This window comes from Streptomyces sp. L500, assembly GCF_054551825.1.
This window is the reverse complement of record NZ_JBTOLC010000011.1, coordinates 89,849-104,801: the sequence shown is the minus strand read 5'-3', so window position 1 is coordinate 104,801 and position 14,953 is coordinate 89,849. Positions and strand designations below refer to the sequence as shown.

At 72.9% G+C, this 14,953-nt stretch carries 13 protein-coding genes; 7 read left to right on the top strand and 6 right to left on the bottom strand.

Translation table 11 applies throughout. The annotated features are described in order from the left end of the window. Positions 1-1,251 (bottom strand): neprosin family prolyl endopeptidase, encoded by a 1,251-nt coding sequence (locus ACX9I7_RS13585; RefSeq protein WP_459387473.1) that lies wholly within the window; start codon positions 1,249-1,251, stop codon positions 1-3. Between the two features lie 238 nt (positions 1,252-1,489). On the opposite strand from ACX9I7_RS13585, the gene ACX9I7_RS13580 reads away from it, so the two are divergent. Continuing rightward, positions 1,490-1,702, top strand: a complete 213-nt coding sequence (locus ACX9I7_RS13580; RefSeq protein WP_189450695.1) for a hypothetical protein — start codon at positions 1,490-1,492, stop codon at positions 1,700-1,702. 119 nt (positions 1,703-1,821) lie between these two features. Further along, positions 1,822-3,120: a DUF6986 family protein gene (locus tag ACX9I7_RS13575; protein ID WP_387572881.1), complete on the top strand. Its 1,299-nt coding sequence runs from the start codon at positions 1,822-1,824 to the stop codon at positions 3,118-3,120. Between the two features lie 84 nt (positions 3,121-3,204). Here the strand turns inward: ACX9I7_RS13575 and ACX9I7_RS13570 are convergent, their stop codons facing one another. Beyond that, positions 3,205-4,194: a LacI family DNA-binding transcriptional regulator gene (locus tag ACX9I7_RS13570; protein ID WP_459387509.1), complete on the bottom strand. Its 990-nt coding sequence runs from the start codon at positions 4,192-4,194 to the stop codon at positions 3,205-3,207. Positions 4,195-4,562: 368 nt separating this feature from the next. On the opposite strand from ACX9I7_RS13570, the gene ACX9I7_RS13565 reads away from it, so the two are divergent. Continuing rightward, complete coding sequence (locus tag ACX9I7_RS13565; protein WP_387572878.1) at positions 4,563-5,564, top strand: ROK family protein; 1,002 nt, start codon at positions 4,563-4,565, stop codon at positions 5,562-5,564. A gap of 216 nt (positions 5,565-5,780) precedes the next feature. Continuing rightward, entirely contained in the window at positions 5,781-6,818 is a 1,038-nt protein-coding gene (locus ACX9I7_RS13560; protein ID WP_387572875.1) for an NUDIX hydrolase, read from the top strand. Positions 6,819-7,058: 240 nt separating this feature from the next. Here the strand turns inward: ACX9I7_RS13560 and ACX9I7_RS13555 are convergent, their stop codons facing one another. From ACX9I7_RS13555 to ACX9I7_RS13545, 3 genes are read right to left on the bottom strand one after another with little or no spacing between them, the layout of a single operon-like run. Next, entirely contained in the window at positions 7,059-8,033 is a 975-nt protein-coding gene (locus tag ACX9I7_RS13555; protein WP_459387472.1) for a hypothetical protein, read from the bottom strand. Continuing rightward, positions 8,030-8,545 (bottom strand): potassium channel family protein, encoded by a 516-nt coding sequence (locus ACX9I7_RS13550; protein WP_459387471.1) that lies wholly within the window; start codon positions 8,543-8,545, stop codon positions 8,030-8,032. The genes ACX9I7_RS13555 and ACX9I7_RS13550 overlap by 4 nt, the downstream gene beginning before the upstream one ends. Continuing rightward, positions 8,542-10,140: an MFS transporter gene (locus tag ACX9I7_RS13545; protein ID WP_459387470.1), complete on the bottom strand. Its 1,599-nt coding sequence runs from the start codon at positions 10,138-10,140 to the stop codon at positions 8,542-8,544. The genes ACX9I7_RS13550 and ACX9I7_RS13545 overlap by 4 nt, the downstream gene beginning before the upstream one ends. 260 nt (positions 10,141-10,400) lie before the next feature. On the opposite strand from ACX9I7_RS13545, the gene ACX9I7_RS13540 reads away from it, so the two are divergent. Together ACX9I7_RS13540 and ACX9I7_RS13535 are read left to right on the top strand one after the other, a co-directional pair. Beyond that, on the top strand, positions 10,401-11,726 hold the full coding sequence (locus ACX9I7_RS13540; RefSeq protein ID WP_459387469.1) for a hypothetical protein: 1,326 nt from the start codon (positions 10,401-10,403) through the stop codon (positions 11,724-11,726). After that, positions 11,723-12,136, top strand: a complete 414-nt coding sequence (locus tag ACX9I7_RS13535) for an SHOCT domain-containing protein (RefSeq protein ID WP_387572860.1) — start codon at positions 11,723-11,725, stop codon at positions 12,134-12,136. The genes ACX9I7_RS13540 and ACX9I7_RS13535 overlap by 4 nt, the downstream gene beginning before the upstream one ends. Before the next feature lie 54 nt (positions 12,137-12,190). Here the strand turns inward: ACX9I7_RS13535 and ACX9I7_RS13530 are convergent, their stop codons facing one another. Further along, positions 12,191-13,579 carry a dipeptidase gene (locus ACX9I7_RS13530; RefSeq protein WP_358628866.1) on the bottom strand — a complete coding sequence of 463 codons (1,389 nt, stop codon included), beginning with the start codon at positions 13,577-13,579 and terminating at the stop codon, positions 12,191-12,193. A gap of 162 nt (positions 13,580-13,741) precedes the next feature. Here ACX9I7_RS13530 and ACX9I7_RS13525 point away from each other — a divergent pair, with 162 nt between their 5' ends. After that, positions 13,742-14,953, top strand: a complete 1,212-nt coding sequence (locus ACX9I7_RS13525; protein ID WP_459387468.1) for a geranylgeranyl reductase family protein — start codon at positions 13,742-13,744, stop codon at positions 14,951-14,953.

The window sequence follows — 14,953 nt, the reverse complement described above, 5'->3', positions numbered from 1 at the left end:
TCAGGTGCAGGCCGTGCCGCCCGGGCCGCCGTGGAAGAAGTACTCGTTCCATGGGGGAGCGGCGTGCCGCACGTCGCAGGTGAAGCAGTTCGCGGAGGGCTGGGACGCCGTCAGGGATGCCTGCGCCGCGCCGCCCGCCGTGGGGTAGTAGACGACGTCGCGGTGGTAGGCGGCGAACTGCCAGCCCGCCGAGGCGAACAGGCCGCTGCCCATCGGGGGCCAGGCCGTGTTGTCCACGACCTCGCCGCCGTAGTCGACGTCCGACGCCGCGCCGGAGGCGAGCGGGCCGCTGCCGAACAGCGAGCCGGGGTAGTAGCCCACGGCGTTGCCGACGGTGGTGCCCCCGAGGTAGAGCCACCAGTTGCCGCCGTTGAAGTACCAGGTGACCTCCAGCTCGTACTGCGCGCCGCCCAGCACGCTCACCGGGCCCAGCGTGCCGCCGAAGGCCCAGTTGGGGTTCGTCTGGACGAAGGCGGAGCAGTCGTGGTTGTAGCAGCCGGTGCGCTGATAGCCGTCGGCGGTCCAGTAGATGAAGAGGCACGGCTGGGTGGTGCCGTACTTCCCCGGGTAGACCTGCCAGCCGCACTCCACCGTCTGCACCGGCGAGCCCGCCGCGTACCACTGCTGGGAGAGTGAGAAGATCTGCGAGCCGACGGCGGGGTCCCAGACATTGATGAAGCTGTGACCACCGAGATTGCCGGCCACCTGGTAGGCGTGGGCGTACTTGTGGAGCCCCGCCTGTACGGCGGGCGGGCTGAGCCGGGGGTGGCGGCCGGTGCCCAGGGGGCTCTTGCGGAAGAAGTCCCGGAGGGTGCCCCTGCGGGCCAGCTCGTCCAGGGTGATCCGGCGCAGCGCGATCGTGCCCGGCGGACACGCCATCGCGTGCCCGAACCTGTCGATGCGGTCCGACCGCAGCTGCTGGAGCAGCGGCAGGCTCTGCGGGGCGACGGCGGGGCCGGGGGCGGCCGGGGCGTCGACCGGAGCGGCCGGGGCCTCGGCGACGCCGCGCAGGGCCGGCTGGCTCCCGACGGGGACGCAGTCGAAGATCTGGCCGTTGTCGTCCACGAAGCTGTGGGGGACGTCCACGATGCCGGCGTAGAGGGATTGGACGTGCGCCTTCATCGCGTCGAAATCCTCCGCCGCCACGGGCGTGGCGGGGCGGGCGGCGCTGAATCGCGCATGGTCCATGGCACGCACGCCGTCGATGAAGGCGGAGAAGTCGGGGAAGTGCGGCTCTTCGCGAGGGGACATGATCGGGCTCTCCGTTCCGATCCGTGCGGGCGCGCAGTGCGCGGCCTCTGCTGAGCCGATCCCCCCGGGATCACCCGTTCAGTCGAAAGACCACCCGAACGGTCCAGTCCGCTCTCGGTCGGCCCGGTCCGCTCCCGGACGACGCCGCCGAAGGGGAGCCGTCGGGGCCGCCGCCGTCCGGGTGATGTGGGCGGGGGCCGGGGTGTCCGTCGTGACCGGGCGTTGGAAGAGATACGGCATGCAGACTGACACCGTGACGCGGTTCCTCCATGCTCTGAGCCCCGCGAGCCGAGACGACGTCGAACAACTGCCGCGCGAGCAGCAGGAGAAGATGGCCGAGGAATGGGAGAAGTATCTGCGCGACGACACCGACCTGCTGTCGCTGAGCGAACTGGACCCGCCCACGGCGGAGAACCGGGCGGCCGAGCACGTGGTCCGGGACTACTTCTGAGCCCCCGCGGAGGGGGTGTTGACCCCTCGGCGCTCCGCTGACTAACTTCGCGGCACGGATGGTCGGTGTGGATGGTCGATTCCGCGAAGTGGAAGTCGCGGTGGGGTGGGAGGGCATTCATGGGGCAGCAGTCGGTTATAGCGACGACCTTCAGCAGCGCGGTGCGGGAGAGCGTCGGCAGCTCCCTCGCGGCGGTCGACGCCGAGCTCGCCCGGCGCTATCCGGGCGACGCCGGCGCCCGTCAGCCCGTGCACACCGTCTACGTCCCGGCCGACGCCTTCACCGCCGGCACCGTACGCGAGTGGGGCGACCGGGCGCTCGCCGCCCTCGACGAGCACGCCCCCGACGCGGAGGCGTTCGCCGCCGTCCTCGGGCTGCCCGGTGAACTCGCCGGGCCCGTGTACGAGCGGGTGCGGGCCAAGCTGGAGCGCGAGCCCGTCGAGGACCTGCGGATCGACTTCGAGGACGGGTACGGGCCGCGCCCGGACGCCGAGGAGGACGCGGCCGCCGCCCTCGCCGCCCGGCTGGTGTCGAAGGCGTACGCCGACGGTACGGCCGCCCCTTACATGGGCGTGCGCGTCAAGTGCATGGAGGCGGCCGTCCGCGACCGGGGCATCCGCACCCTCGACGTCTTCCTCACCGGCCTGATGGAGGCCGGCGGACTCCCCGACGGGCTGATGCTCACCCTCCCCAAGGTCACCTATCCCGAACAGGTCGTCGCGATGGCGCGGCTGGCCGGGGAGTTCGAGACGGCGCACGGGCTGGCGGAGGGCCGGATCCGCTTCGAGATACAGATCGAGACCACCCAGGCGATCCTCGGGGCCGACGGCCGGGCCACCGTCGCCCGGCTGATCGACGCCGGCGCCGGACGCGTCACCGCGCTGCACTACGGCACCTTCGACTACAGCGCCGCCTGCGGCGTCGGCGCCGCCCACCAGGCGCCGGACCACCCGGTGGCCGACCACGCCAAGGCCGTCATGCAGGTCGCGGCCGCCGGCACGGGCGTCCGCCTCTCGGACGGCTCGACGAACGTGCTGCCCGTCGGCACGACCGCGCGCGTCCACGAGGCGTGGCGGCTGCACCACGGGCTCGTCCGCCGGTCGCTGGCCCGCGCGTACTACCAGGGCTGGGACATGCACCCGGGACACCTGCCGACCCGTTACGCCGCCGTGTACGCCTACTACCGCGAGGGGCTCGAACGGGCGGCCGCCCGCCTCGTGGCGTACACGGAGCGGGCCGGGGGCGACGTGCTCGACGAGCCCGCCACCGCCCGGGCGCTCAGCGGCCACCTGCTGCGCGGGCTGGACTGCGGGGCCGTCGACACGGCGGAGGTGACCGGCCTCACCGGGCTCGACCGGGGCGGGCTGGAGCGGTTGGCGGGACGGCCGGAGGTGCGGCCGCCGGTGCGGGGGGTCTGACCGGGCGGGTGTGGTGCCCCCCCCGTCAGGGGCGCGGGAATTGCGCGACCGGCCACCGACGGCGCGCGGTCGTCCAGCCGTCGTTCAGCGTTCCGCCGGTGGGAGTTCGCCCGAGCCCCGGACGATCAGACGGGTCGGCAGCTCGACGCGGCGGGGCGCGTCCTCCGCGCCGTCCAGCCGGTGGAACAGCAGCTCCGCCGCCGTGCGGCCGAGGCGGGCCGCGTCCTGCGCGACGACCGTGACGCCGGGGGAGAGCAGGTCGGCCAGTTCGAGGTCGTCGAAGCCCACGAGCGCCACCGGGTGGGGCGACCGCGCGATGACACGCAGGATCGTGACCGTCACCCGGTTGTTTCCTGTGAAGAACGCTGTCACCGGGTGTTCGCCCGTCAGCATGCGTTCCGCTTCGGCCCGTACGCGCTCCGGGGTGGTCGGGCCGAGCGAGACCCAGCCGTCGGAGACCGGCAGCCCGGCGTCCGCCATCGCGGTGCGGTAACCCCGCAGCCGCTCCCCGGCGGTGTGGATGCGCGGCCGGTCGCCGATGAAGCCGATGCGGCGGTGGCCGTGGGCGATCAGGTGGGCGACGCCGGCCCGGGCGCCGCCGTGGCTGTCGGAGAGCACCGCGTCGGCGGCTATCTCCCCGGCCGGGCGGTCGACGAAGACGGTGGCGACGCCGGCGGCGATCTCGGGTTCGAGGTAGCGGTGGTCGTGGCCCGCCGGGATGACGATCAGTCCGTCGACGCGGCGGGCGCAGAACGCCAGGGCGAGCTCCCGCTCCCGCTCGGGGTCCTCGGCGCTGGAGCCGTTGATGAGCAGGGCGCCGTGGGCGCGGGCGACCTCCTCGACGGCGCGGTTCAGCGGCGCGTAGAAGGGGTCGGCGAGGTCCTCGAGGACGAGGCCCACCGACGAGGTGCGGCCCTTGCGCAGGACGCGGGCGCTGTCGTTGCGCCGGAAGCCGAGGGCGGTGATCGCCTCCTGGACGCGCCGCTCGGTGTCCTGGGTGACGCCGGGCTCGCCGTTCACCACGCGGGAGACGGTCTTGAGGCCCACCCCGGCGCGGGCCGCGACGTCCTTCATGGTGGGCCGGTTGCCGTAGCGGGGGAGCCGGCCGGTGGCGGCGTCGTTCACAATCGCTGGTCCTTTGCGCGGGGAGGGGCGGCTGAGGCGTGCGTCCGGTGTCCGGAGTTCCGAGTGCGGGGTTCCGAGTGCGGTTCCGGTGTGCGGAGTTCCGGGTGCGGGTTCCGATGTCCGGAGTGACGTCGAGCATAGGGCCTGGACAACGTTGTCAAGCCCGGAGAGACTGACGTCCCGAAAACCCTGCGGCGGCCTTGCGGTGAGCTTGTGGCGGTCGCGGCGGCCCGGTCGCGATTGCGGCAGCCTTGCGGTGGGCCCTCCCGTGGGACTTCCCGTGCAACTTCCCCTGGAACAGGAGAGAGACCGGCACCGTGCACACCGACTCCGGCGACCTCGTCGCCGCTCTCGACATCGGCGGCACCAAGATCGCCGGAGCGCTGGTGGACGGTGCGGGACGGCCGCGCGTCCGCGCCCGCCGGCCCACCCCGGCCCGGGAGGACGGCGCGACGGTCATGGCCGCCGTGGCCGCCGTCCTCGACGAGCTGGCCCGCTCCGCCGAGTGGCCGCTGGTCCGGGCGGTGGGCATCGGCAGCGCGGGCCCGGTCGACGCCTCCGCCGGAACCGTCAGCCCCGTCAACGTGCCCGGGTGGCGCGGGTTTCCGCTGGTGGCCGAGGTCACCCGGCGGGTGGGCGGGCTGCCGGTGACGCTCGTGGGCGACGGGGTCGCGATGACCGCCGCCGAGCACTGGCAGGGCGCCGCCCGGGGACGGGCCGACGCGCTCTGCATGGTCGTGTCCACGGGGGTCGGCGGGGGGCTGGTCCTGGGCGGCCGGCTGCGGTCGGGGCCCACAGGTAATGCGGGTCATATCGGTCATATCAGTGTTGATTTGGATGGGGATCCTTGCGCCTGCGGATCCCGGGGGTGCGTGGAGCGCATCGCCAGCGGGCCCCATATCGCCCGGCGCGCCCTGGAGGCGGGCTGGCGGCCGGGGCCCGACGGCGATCGGAGCGCGGCCGGCGTCGCGGCGGCCGCCCGCGCGGGCGACCCGGTCGCGCTCGCCTCCTTCGCCCGGGCGGCGCGCGCCCTCGCGGCGGGCATCGCCGCCACCGCGACGCTCGTGGAGATCGAGGTGGCGGTCATAGGCGGCGGTGTCGCGGAAGCCGGCGACGTCCTTTTCGGGCCGCTCCGTGAACACCTGCGCGACTACGCGGCGTTGTCCTTCGCCTCCGGCGTCGAGGTGCTCCCGGCCCGGCTCGGTTCCGACGCGGGCGTGGTGGGCGCGGCCGCGGCGGCCGCCGCGGAGGCGGGGCTGTGGGGGCTGGGGAGCGGGACGGGGGAGGCAACCGTCAGTGGAACCGCCAGCGGCATGTGACGGCTGATCAGGCCGCTGGCCGGTGGCTTCGGGCGGGGTGGACGGCGGTCCGCGGTGCCCCGCCGGTGCTTCCTCGGCGGGCCGTGGCCGGGAGCGCGCCCCATGCCGCTCGTACACGTTTCCGTGGCAAGGTGGTGCGGGCACTGTGTTCCCGAGCCCGTCACAGGGGGCTACGGAGCCGGGGCCGTCACCGGGGGCTACGGAGGAGGGGGAACCGTGATCGTCTGGCTGAACGGCGCGTTCGGTGGGGGCAAGACCAGCACGGCGAGGGAACTGACCCGGCTCATCCCGGGCAGCACTCTTTACGACCCCGAGGTGACCGGCGGGGCGCTGCGGTATCTGCTGCCGCCGAAGAGACTGAGCGAGGTCTGCGACTACCAGGACCTGCCGATCTGGCGGCGGATGGTCGTGGACACCGCCTCCGCGCTGCTGGCCGAGGTGGGCGGGGTGCTCATCGTGCCCATGACGCTGTTGCGGCAGGAGTACCGGGACGAGATCTTCGGGGCGCTGGCCGCGCGGGCGATCCGGGTGCGGCATGTGGTGCTGACGTCCGAGGAAACGATCCTTCGGAGGCGGATCGAGGGACGCGTCGAGTTTCCGGACGACGCCGTTCGGAGTGAGGCCGTGCGGCAGTGGGCGCGGGACCATGTCGCCGCTTATCGGGAGGCGCGGTCCTGGTTGTCGGGGGACGGGCTCGTCGTCGACAACGGGCGGCTGACCCCGTTCGAGACGGCCGAGCGCATCGCCGAGGCCGTGCGCGACGGGACCGCCGGGTACTGCCCGATCGTCCAGACTCCCGAGCCGAAGGCGGCGACGCTCGCGGCCGGGGTGCTGCTGTTCGACGAGGACGACCGTGTGCTGCTGGTCGACCCCACGTACAAGCCGGGGTGGGAGTTTCCCGGCGGTGTCGTCGAGCAGGGGGAGGCGCCCGCACGGGCCGGGATGCGGGAGGTCGCGGAGGAGATCGGGATCGAGCTCACCGCTGTGCCGCGGTTGTTGGTCGTCGACTGGGAGCCGCCGAAGCCGCCGGGTTTCGGGGGGTTGCGGTTTCTGTTCGACGGGGGGCGGTTGAGTTCGGGGGAAGCGCGGAAGGTGTTGCTGCCGGGGGCGGAGTTGCGGGGGTGGCGGTTCGTTACGGAGGACGAGGCGTCGACGATGCTGCCGCCTGTGCGGTTGAGGCGGTTGCGGTGGGCGTTGCGGGCGCGGGAAGGGGGGCGGGTGATGAATCTGGAGGCTGGGGTGCCGGTGGGGTGATGTGCGGGGTGCGTTGTGGTGCGGCACCGTCGTGGGTCGGGGGCGGGGTGGGGTGGACGGGCCCTTACGGGGCTGAGCTCTTCGCGGTGCCTGCCACTTTGGTATCGGGTGCCCCGTATTGTGCTCCAGCGGCGAAGAGCTCTTTACGCCCCTACCAGGGCCCGTCCACCCCACCCCGCCCCCTTCCGTCACCCCCTTCGGGGTGGCTTCTGCCGGGACCTCCACCCCCGCCCCCTCACGTCACCCCCTTCGGGGCGGCTTGTGCCGGGACCTCGGCCTCGCGCCGGCCCATCGGCGTCCGTACCAGATGGCGGCCGTCACCAGTGAGACCGCGCACAGGACGATCAGGGCGGTGCCCCACGGGCCGCCGGCGATGCGGGCCTCGGCCAGGATCGCCGCGCCCGCCGTCGCCACCGGCAGGAGTGCCAGGGCCACGAACCGCAGCACGGAGGCGATGCCCGGGGCCTTCAGGCCGCGGCGGGTCCACCGCCGGTGTCTGCGGGCGGTGGCCTGACCCTGTGCGTAGAACGTTGCCGCTTTCGTCCCCAGCTGCGATGTCGCTTGTTGGTAGAACAGGGCCAGTACCGGCATCCAGATCCACGGCAGGGCCAGCCCGATGAGGAAGAGGGCGGAAAAGGACACGACGGACAGGGCCTGGCGGGCCCTGCTCCGTTTTCCGCCGCCGATGAGTCCCAGCAGCGCCGCCATTTTCAGGATCAACCGCCAGCGCGTCCGTCGTGGTACCCGCCCCGCCCCTCCTGGAGGGTGTCGCTCCGTGCGCGCCAGTGCCTTGTTCGCCTCGTCCAGCGAGGCGTAGACGTCCTGCAGGAGCAGGAGTTCGGCGACCCGTCGCTCGCTCTCCGGGGCGTGGCCCGCCACCGCTGCGAGCTCCAGCACCATCTGGGCCCGCGCGAGCAGTGCCGCCACGAAGCCCAACGGGACGAAGACGACGAACGGGCCGCCCACCACCGCGCCCTCGGCGATCGTCGCGCGCGTGCCGCGGCTGATGATGCCGGCGTTGAGCTCGTCGGGTCCCGCGCCGGGCGCACGCTCCCGCCGGCGTTCGACCGCCGCGGCCGCTCGGGGTCCGAAGCGGCGGACGGCGAAGAGGGCGAGCTGTTCGGGCATGTGCTCGGGGTCGCCCCAGATCATCGGCAGCAGTGCCTGTGCTTCGACCGCCACCGGCTGGACGGGCCGGGCGGAGGACGGTCTCACGCGTCCTCCCGCGGAGCATCGCGGCGGCGCAGGCCCGTCTCGACCGCGCCGACCACCACCCGGGCCGCGACCCCGACCAGCAGGACGTCGGCGGTCATCTGGGCCATCGTGATGACCCTGGCCGCCGCCGAGGTCGCGACGATGTCGCCGAAGCCGACCGTGCTGAAGACGGTGAGGGTGAAGTAGAGGGCTCCCGTGCGGTCGAGGGGCGCGCTGAAACTTCCCGGAAGGCTCCGCTCCAGCAGGTAGTACGTGGTGGCGAAGATCAGCAGGAACAGGGGCACGGTCGTCGCGAGCGTCTCGACCGCGCGCAGGCGGGGCCGGGACGAGGAGGAGATCGAGCGCAATTGCCGCAGGAAGAGCAGCAGGAGCGCGGCGAGCCCCAGGACGAGCGTCACCGCCGCCCCGCCCGTGAACCTCTTGTCCATGGGCAGCAGGTAGTAGGCGAGCACCATGGCCGTCGCGGTGGCCAGGGGGCGCACGATCGCCCCTACCGGCGGGCGGTCCGTCACGGGGCCGCCCCCTGGCCGGGGGTGGCCGTCAGCCGGGCCGTCGGAAGGCGGCGGGTGAAGGCGAAACCGACGAGCGTGATGGCCGAGGTGGCCAGGACGGCCGCTTTGAGGCTCTCGATCTGGGCGCTCGTGTAGGCGTCCACGACGGCGTCCGTCTCCTGTGGCGACAGCCCGGACCGTTCGGCCGCGTGCTTGACCTGCGTCGTGCTGACGAAGCTGACGCCCCCTTCGACGGCGACGCCGGTCTCCTGGCGGACCGCGTCCGAGATCCTGGGGTCGCCCTCGATCCGCGTCGTGAAGACGCTCACGAGCGCGCCGATCAGCAGGGAGCCGATGAGCGCGGTGCCCAGGGACGAGCCGAGGTTCTGCGCCGTGTACTGCAGCCCTCCCGCCTCGCCGCGCTCGTCCTCCCCCACGCTGGACTGGGTGACATTGCCGAGCTGGGAGGCGAGCAGCCCCATGCCCAGGCCCAGGACGGCCATGGCCGACCCGAAGGACAGATTGTCGATGTCGGGCCGGATGGCGCTGATCAGCCACAGCGTCGCGATCAGCAGGACCACGAGGCCCGACCGGACGATGGTGCGCGGTCCGGCGATCCTGCCCAGTGCCGGGCCGGACAGGGCGGACACCAGCATCGTCACCGACGTGGGCAGCAGGCGCAGTCCGGTCTGGAAGGCGTTGAACCCCTGGACGATCTGCAGGTAGAGGGGGACGGTGAAGAACAGGCCGAGCAGGATGAGGTTCTGGGCCAGCAGCATGCTCAGGCCGGCGCGCAGGGGAGGGATGGTGAAGAGCGAGAAGCGCACCAGTGGATCCCGCCCCCGTGCCTCACGCCGCTGTTCCCAGGCGTGGAAGAGCCACAGGAGCACGCCGCCCGCGGCGATGACGAAGAAGGTGGGGGAGTAGCCCAGGACGGTGAAGGGGACGTTGCGCGGCCGCAGCCAGCCCCACGCACCGCTCTGCAGGACCCCCAGCACCACGAGGGCGAGCCCGGCGGCGGACAGCAGCACACCCACCACGTCCAGCCGGGGCCGGGAGCTCGGCGGTGAGTCGGGAATCCAGCGGACGCACGCCAGCATGGCGGCGACCACCACGACCTCGGCAGCGAACACCAGACGCCACGTCAGGTACGTCGTCACCCACCCGCCGATCAGCGGTCCCACCGCGATGCCCGCACCGGCGAGGCCCCCGATCACCCCGTAGGCGATCGCCCGTTCCCGGCCCCGGTAGGCGCCGGCGACGAGCGCCGCCAGGGCCGGCAGGACCAGGGTGGCGCCCAGTCCCTCGATCACCGACCAGCCCAGGGTGAGCACCCACAGGGCGGGGGCCAGGGCGGTGAGGGCGGACCCGACGCCGTACACGGCGAGGCCGACGGCGAAGGCGCGCCGCCGCCCGGCCATGTCCCCGAGCTTCCCGCCTGTGATCATGAACGCGGCCATGACGAGGGTGTAGAGGGTGATCACGGCCTGGATCGACGTGACATCGGTGTGGAAGTCCTCGACCAGCCGGCTGATCGACACGTTCATGACCGAGGTGTCCAGGACCATCAGGAACTGGGCCGTGCCGAGGACGGCCAGGGCCCGCCAGCGTTTCACGGCATGAGCCTCCTCCCTGCTGCCACGGCCGGCGCGCTCGCGCACGGGCACGACGATCACCATAGGTCGGCGGTGGCGGACCGAAGGCGTGGTGGACGTTCCCGGCGCCGCGGGTCACCCGGCCGGACCGCTTCCGCTCGCGTGGCGGGCGTGCCCCGTGAGGACCACGATGGAACGAGAGCCGCACCAGGGCACACCCGCCCCGAACCGGCTCCCGCCCTTGTGGGGAGCGACGAAGTCCCGCGCGGAGGGAGGCAGCCATGGACCCGTCCGGCGTACACCCACCCGCCCCCGAACCCCTGAGTACGGCGGAGCGCCACGAGTACGAGCGACTGCGCCGGCTGGCGACCATGCGTCACCGGCGAGCGCGTACGGTCACGGCGTCCGTGCTGCTGGTCCTCACCTTCCTTCTCTCCCCCCTGGCCGTCGTGGCCGCGTGGGTGAACAGTCAGATCTCCGACTCCGACCGCTATGTGCAGACGGTCGCCCCCCTCGCGACCGCGCCGTCCGTGCGGAACGCCCTGACCGACCGGCTGACCGCCCACGTGGTCGACAAGGTCGACTTCCGCGCCCTCACCGACGCGCTGGGGCGCGCCCTGGCCAAGACCGAAGCGCCGTCCGCCGTCGTGGACAACACCGCACTCCTGACGGGCCCGCTCAAGAACGCCATGACCACGGCCGTTCACACGGTCGTGAACAAGGTCGTCACCAGTGACCAGTTCACCGAGGCATGGGACATCGCCAACCGGCGCGCCCACGCGGCGGTGGTGAAGACCCTCACCGGCGAGGGCAACAGCGCCGTTCAGGCCCGGGGCGACACCATCGTCCTGGACATCGGCACACTCGTCGACAACGTCAAGAAGCGACTGGTCGACGAGGGGTACCAGAAGGCCGCCGCGATCCCGGACGTCGACAAGACGGTTCCCCTGCTCACGACGGACAAGCTGGACAAGGCGCAGGGCCTGATGCGCCTGCTCGACGTGGTCGGCACCTGGCTGCCCGTCACCACCCTCGCCCTCGCGGCGATCGCCGTCTGGACCGCGCCCTCGCACCGGGTCGGCCTGATGGCCGCCGCCATCGGCATCGGCGTCATGATGGTCGTGCTGCTCATCGGGCTCGCCGTCATGCGGAGGGTCTACCTGGGTTCCGTCCCCACGGACGTGCTCCCCGCCGACGCGGCGAGCACCATCTACGACACGTTCGTACGGTTCCTGCGGGCCAGTACCCGCACCGTGCTCGTCACGGCTGTGATCACCGCCGTGGCCGGCTATCTCTACGGACCCGGGCGGGGGGCGCGCTTCGTACGGTCGGTGACCGCCCGGGGCACCGGGGCCACCGGCAGGGCCCTCGCCCGGTCCGGCCTGCGCACGGGTGCCACGGGCCGCTGGCTGGGGGCCCACCGTGCCTGGACGACCGGCGTCGTCATCACCGGCGGGGCCGTGGCCCTGGTCCTGTGGAACTACCCCACGGCGGCCTGCGTCGCCCTGGTCCTCGGCATCGTGGTCGTCGTCCTCGCGCTGCTCGGCATCCTCGCGGCGGCCTCCGGACCACCGCCTACGGGCGATCAGATGAGGAGAACGACATGAGCGCTTATGTGAACCTCGCCTACGACTACCCCGTCCTGGGCGCGTTCTGGACCATCCTGTGGATCTTCCTATGGGTCCTGTGGGTCATGCTGCTCTTCCGCGTCATCGGGGACATCTTCCGCGACGACCAGCTCGGCGGATGGGGCAAGGCGGCATGGCTGATCTTCACGGTCTTCCTGCCGTTCCTCGGCGTCTTCGTCTACGTCCTCGCCCGGGGCCGGGAGATGGGGAACCGCGAGATACGGCACGCCCAGGCCCAGCGCCGGGCGTTCGACGAGTACGTCCGTGAGGCCGCCGGCCCGGGGAGCAGGAGCGCTGCCGACGAACTGGCCAAGCTCTCCGAGATCAAGGCCAGGGGCGACATCTCGGACGCGGAATTCCAGCGGGCCAAGGAGAAGATCCTGCACTGAACCCCGGCCGGGTCCGGCAGGTCGTGGACGACCTGCCGGACCCGGCCGGCGGTTTCAGGCCTTGCTCGCCGCGTACTTCGTGAGGAAGACCGCCTCCGCGAGGGACAGGCGCTCGAGCTCCTCGGGGGAAACGCTCTCGTTCACCGCGTGGATCTGCGCCTCCGGCTCGCTCAGGCCGATGAGGAGGATCTCCGCGTCCGGGTAGAGCGTGGCGAGCGTGTTGCACAGGGGGATCGAGCCGCCCATGCCGGCCGTCTGCATCTCCTCGCCCGGGTAGGCGACGCGCATGGCCTCGGCCATCGACGCGTACGCCGGGCTGTCCGTGTCGGCCTGGAACGGCTGGCCCTGGCCGACCTGTTCCGTGGTCACGCGGGCGTTCCACGGCGTGGTCCGCTCCAGGTGCGCCCGCAGCAGCTTCGTCGCCGCGGCGGCGTCCATGCCCGGCGGAACGCGCAGGCTGATCAGCGCGCGGGCGCTCGCGTGGACGGACGGGGTGGCGCCGACGACCGGCGGGCAGTCGATGCCGAGGACGGTGACGGCCGGGCGGGCCCAGAGGCGGTCGGCCACCGTGCCGTCGCCGATGAGGCCGACGCCGTCGAGGACCTTCGCGTCCTGGCGGAAGTCCTCCTCCGGGTACTGGAGGCCCTGCCAGGTGCCCTGGGCCTCCAGGCCGGCGACGGTGGTGGAGCCGTCCTCCGCGCGCAGCGAGTCCAGGACGCGGATCAGCGCGGCGAGCGCGTCCGGGGCGGCGCCGCCGAACATTCCGGAGTGGAGGTTGCCCTCCAGGGTGTCGACCTGGACCTGGACGAGCGTCATGCCGCGCAGCGTCGCCGTGACGGTGGGCAGGCCGAGGCGGAAGTTGCCCGCGTCGCCGATGACGATGGTGTCGGCGGTCAGCAGCTCCGGGTGGGCCTCGGCGTAGCGTTCCAGGCCGCCGGTGCCCTGCTCCTCCGAGCCCTCGACGATGACCTTGACGTTGACCGGGACGCCGCCGTGCTCCTTGAGGGCGCGCAGGGCGGTGAGGTGCATGATCAGGCCGCCCTTGCAGTCGGCGGCGCCGCGCCCGTACCAGCGGCCGTCGCGCTCGGTGAGCTCGAAGGGCGGGGAGATCCAGGCGGCCTCGTCCAGCGGCGGCTGCACGTCGTAGTGCGCGTAGAGGAGCACCGTCGGGGCGCCGGCCGGGCCGGGGAGGTAGCCGTAGACGGACTGGGTGCCGTCGGGGGTGTCGAGGGTGGCGACGTCCTGGAAGCCCTCGGCGGTCAGCGCGTCGGCCACCCAGCGGGCGGCGGCCTCGCACTCGCTCTTGGGGAACTGCGCCTCGTCCGCGACCGACTTGAAGGCGACCAGCTCGGCGAGCTCGGTGCGGGCGCGGGCCTGAAGGCCGGCGACGGTCGCCGCGAGCGCTGCCGGGTCCGGCTGCTGGCGGGTCGGGGACGTGTCCATGGAACGCTCCTTGGGGGCGCGGCGTTGAGTCCGTACGTACGGGCGATATCGCCCCCGATCCTCCCATGGCCTTCACCGGCTCCGGCCGCTGGCCCGTCAGGTGCCTGGCCTTAGGATGCGGGCGACAGCCTTAGCCGGTGTTCGAGGGGAGCAGAAGCACAGGTGAGCAGCGACAACGCAGCCCGGGAAGCCGCGGGGGAGAGCGTCTGGGACGTCGTGGTGGTCGGGGCCGGGCCCGCCGGTGCCTCGGCCGCGCGTGCCGCCGCCTCCGAAGGACGCCGGGTGCTGCTCCTGGAGAAGGCCGAACTGCCGCGCTACAAGACCTGCGGGGGCGGCATCATCGGCCCCTCGCGCGACGCGCTGCCGCCCGGCTTCGAGCTGCCGCTGCGCGACCGCGTGCACGCCGTGACGTTCTCGCTGAACGGCAGGATGACGCGGACGCGACGGTCCAAGCAGATGCTCTTCGGGCTGATCAACCGGCCGGAGTTCGACGCCGCCCTGGTCGAGAGCGCCAAGGCCGCCGGTGCCGAGGTGCGTACGGGCGTGACCGTCTCCCGCGTGGAGCAGCACGGCCCGGCCGTGCCCGACCGGCGCACCGTGGCCCTCGTGCTCGGCGACGGGAGCACCGTGCTGGCCCGCGCCGTGGTGGGGGCCGACGGCAGCGCCGGCCGCATAGGGGCACACGTGGGGGTGAAGCTCGACCAGGTGGATCTCGGTCTGGAGGCCGAGATCCCGGTGCCCGCGACCGTCGCCGAGGACTGGGCCGGGCGCGTCCTGATCGACTGGGGGCCGATTCCCGGCAGTTACGGGTGGGTCTTCCCCAAGGGCGACACCCTCACGGTCGGGGTGATCTCGGCGCGGGGTGAGGGCGCGGCCACCAAGCGGTATCTGGAGGACTTCATCGCCCGGCTGGGGCTGGCCGGCTTCGAGCCCAGCGTCTCGTCCGGGCACCTGACGCGCTGCCGGGCCGACGACTCGCCGCTCTCCCGCGGCCGGGTGCTCGTCTGCGGTGACGCTGCCGGGCTGCTGGAGCCGTGGACGCGCGAGGGCATCTCCTTCGCCCTGCGCTCCGGGCGCCTGGCGGGGGAGTGGGCCGTGCGGATCGCCGAGGCGCAGGACGCCGTGGACGCCCGCCGTCAGGCCCTGAACTACGCCTTCGCCATCAAGGCGGGGCTGGGCGTGGAGATGGGCGTGGGGCGCCGGATGCTCGCCCTCTTCGAGCGTCGGCCCGGTCTCGTCCATGCCGCCGTCACCGGTTTTCGTCCGGCCTGGCGGGCCTTCGCCAGGATCACGCGCGGCTCGACCACGCTCGCCGAGATCGTGCGGACGCATCCGGTGGCCCGGCGCGTGCTGAGCTCCGTCGACCGGGGCTGA

What these genes read in the sequence shown, in the direction of transcription:
- ACX9I7_RS13585 (WP_459387473.1), bottom strand. Translation starts at nt 1,251, where the DNA reads ATGTCCCCTCGCGAAGAGCCGCACTTCCCCGACTTCTCCGCCTTCATC.
- ACX9I7_RS13580 (WP_189450695.1), top strand. Translation starts at nt 1,490, where the DNA reads ATGCAGACTGACACCGTGACGCGGTTCCTCCATGCTCTGAGCCCCGCG.
- ACX9I7_RS13575 (WP_387572881.1), top strand. Translation starts at nt 1,822, where the DNA reads ATGGGGCAGCAGTCGGTTATAGCGACGACCTTCAGCAGCGCGGTGCGG.
- ACX9I7_RS13570 (WP_459387509.1), bottom strand. Translation starts at nt 4,194, where the DNA reads ATGAAGGACGTCGCGGCCCGCGCCGGGGTGGGCCTCAAGACCGTCTCC.
- ACX9I7_RS13540 (WP_459387469.1), top strand. Translation starts at nt 10,401, where the DNA reads ATGGACCCGTCCGGCGTACACCCACCCGCCCCCGAACCCCTGAGTACG.
- ACX9I7_RS13535 (WP_387572860.1), top strand. Translation starts at nt 11,723, where the DNA reads ATGAGCGCTTATGTGAACCTCGCCTACGACTACCCCGTCCTGGGCGCG.
- ACX9I7_RS13530 (WP_358628866.1), bottom strand. Translation starts at nt 13,579, where the DNA reads ATGGACACGTCCCCGACCCGCCAGCAGCCGGACCCGGCAGCGCTCGCG.